The organism is Paraburkholderia sp. (assembly GCF_047605525.1).
Classification (GTDB): Bacteria; Pseudomonadota; Gammaproteobacteria; order Burkholderiales; family Burkholderiaceae; genus Paraburkholderia.
In genome coordinates this window covers 1-2,516 of the sequence record NZ_JASGFN010000064.1, presented here as the reverse complement: position 1 = coordinate 2,516, position 2,516 = coordinate 1, and the positions used below count along the sequence as shown (strand labels likewise).

Below are 2,516 nucleotides of genomic sequence, written 5' to 3'. Positions count from 1 at the left end.
CGCGCTTCGTGCCGGTGATGATGGGCTCGGGCGTGTTCGCCGGCGCGTTCACGCTCGAGCATGCGCTTGTGCAATGCGATCGCGACGACGTGTCGGTGCGTGACGCGCTCGCGGCGATCGGCTATGCCGGCGACAGCGGGGCGCCGCATGCCGTCGGCGCCTATTTCGAGGCGCATATCGAACAGGGGCCGGTGCTGGAGGCGCACGACAAGGTCATCGGCATCGTGCAGGGCGCGCTCGGCCAGCGCTGGTACGACGTGACCGTGCACGGCATGGAAGCGCACGCGGGGCCTACGCCAATGGCACTGCGCCGCGATGCGTTACTCGTCGCCGCGGACCTGATTCACGCGGTCAACCGTATCGCGCTCGATCACGCGCCGCACGGCCGCGGCACGGTGGGCTGGCTCGACGTGCATCCGAACTCGCGCAACGTCATCCCGGGCCGCGTGACGTTCACCGTCGACCTGCGCGCCGCCGACGACACCTCGCTCTCGGCGATGGACCACGCATTGCGCGCCGCATGCGCTCAAGCAGTCAACCAGTCAGGCAACAGCGGGGGCAACAGCACAGGAGATCCTGCCGCCGTCACCATCGACATCGAACAGGTCGTGTACTTCCCGCCGCAGCCATTCGCCACCGCACTGGTCGCCGATGTGAAACGAAGCGCGGACCGGCTCGGCCTGGCGTCGATGGACGTGATCAGCGGCGCGGGTCACGACGCGGTTTATCTCGCGCGCGTCGCGCCCACCGCGATGATCTTCGTGCCGTGCAAGGACGGCATCAGCCACAACGAAATCGAGGATGCGCGCGCGGATCATCTCGAGGCCGGCTGCAACGTGCTGCTGCAGGTGATGCTGAACGCCGCGTCGAAGACAGGGAGCGCACGCACATGAAAATCCTGATCGCGCGGATGAACCACGAGACCAACACGTTCTCGCCGGTCGAGACCCCGCTCGCCGCATTCGGCCGCAACGGTCCGAGCTATGGACGTGATGCGTTCAACGAAAACAAGGGCATGCAGACGGCGATGTCCGCGTTCATCGACGCCGCCGAACGCGTGCATGCCGAAATCGTGACGCCGGTGTCGGCGTCGGCGAATCCGAGCGGGCCGGTCGAGGCCGCCGCCTACGATGCGATCTGCGACGCGATCGTTTCGGCTGCAACGGGCTGCGACGCGGTGATGCTCGATCTGCACGGCGCGATGGTCGCCAGGAATTCGAACGACGGCGAAGGGGATCTGCTCGCGCGCGTGCGTGCGCGGCTGCCCAACGCGCCGATTGCGGTCGCGCTCGATCTGCACGGCAACGTCACGCAGAAGATGATCGACAACGCGGATGTGATCGTGAGCTTCAAGACCTATCCGCACGTCGATATGTACGAGACTGGCGCGCACGCGGCGCGGCTGCTGTTCGACATGATCGATGGCCGCGCGAAGCCGGTGCTCGCATGGTGTCAGCCGCCGCTGCTCACGCACACGCTGCGCAGCGCGACCGCCGGGGGCGCAATGAAGCGCGCGGTCGAGGCCGCGCGCGCCGCCGAGGCCGACGGTATGCTCGCGGTGTCGGTGCTGGCCGGCTTCTCGCTCGCCGATATCGTCGCGCCGTGCATCAGTGTCGTCGTGGTGGGCAATGGCGAGCGCGCCGATGCCGAAGCGGTCGCCGCGCGCATCGCGCGGCAGATCTGGGACGAGCGCGACGATTTCGTTTATCGCAGCGCGCCGCTGGCCGAATCGGTTGCGCGGGCGGCAGCGCTCGCGCGCGGCGTCGACAAGCCCGTCCTGCTGCTCGATCACGGCGATAACTGCATGTCGGGCGGCACGTGCGACACGATGGACCTGCTCGAGGAAGCGCTGAAGCAGGGCCTCGAAGGCATCGTCAGCGGACCGTTGTGCGATCCGCAGGCTGTCGCGGCATTGGCGTCGGCAGGCGTCGGCAGCACGCTCACGCTGACGATCGGCAACAAGCTCACGAGCGACGCACTGCCGGCGCGCGCGCCGCTTGCCGTGACCGGTGTCGTGCGCGCGCTGACCGACGGCGAATACGTGATCAGCGGTCCGACCTACACGGGCCAGCGCGCATTCATGGGACGCGCCGCCGTGCTCGATACCGGCACCGTAAAGCTCGTCGTTACCGAGCGCACGCATGAGCCGTGGGATCTCGGCGTGTTCGAAAGCGTCGGTATCGATCCGCGGCGCGCGCGTTTTCTATTGCTCAAATCGCGCATGTACTGCCGGCCGGTTTTCGTGCCGATTGCCGCGGGACTCGTCGAATGCGACAGCCGCGGCGTCACGAGTTCGGACTACGGTCTCTTCAATTTCGAGCATGTGAAGCGCCCGGTTTATCCATTGGATCAACACACCGAATGGGCCGTGGCGAACTGATCACACGCGTGCGTGACGGCAACGCGCGTCGAGGGCTTGTACTGTTCGCGACGAGTCTCTATAATTCGCGCCTCTGAAGGCTCGTAGCTCAGTTGGTTAGAGCACCACCTTGACATGGTGGGGGTCGTTGGTTCGA

The 2,516-nt window shown here is 66.6% G+C and carries 2 protein-coding genes; both read left to right on the top strand.

All coding sequences use genetic code 11. The features are described from left to right. A partial coding sequence (locus QM685_RS36655; protein ID WP_415124408.1) for a hydantoinase/carbamoylase family amidase occupies positions 1-893 on the top strand: 893 nt, incomplete at its 5' end. Next, positions 890-2,380: a M81 family metallopeptidase gene (locus QM685_RS36650; protein ID WP_415124406.1), complete on the top strand. Its 1,491-nt coding sequence runs from the start codon at positions 890-892 to the stop codon at positions 2,378-2,380. The genes QM685_RS36655 and QM685_RS36650, both read left to right, overlap by 4 nt. The last annotated feature ends 136 nt before the right edge of the window (positions 2,381-2,516 follow it).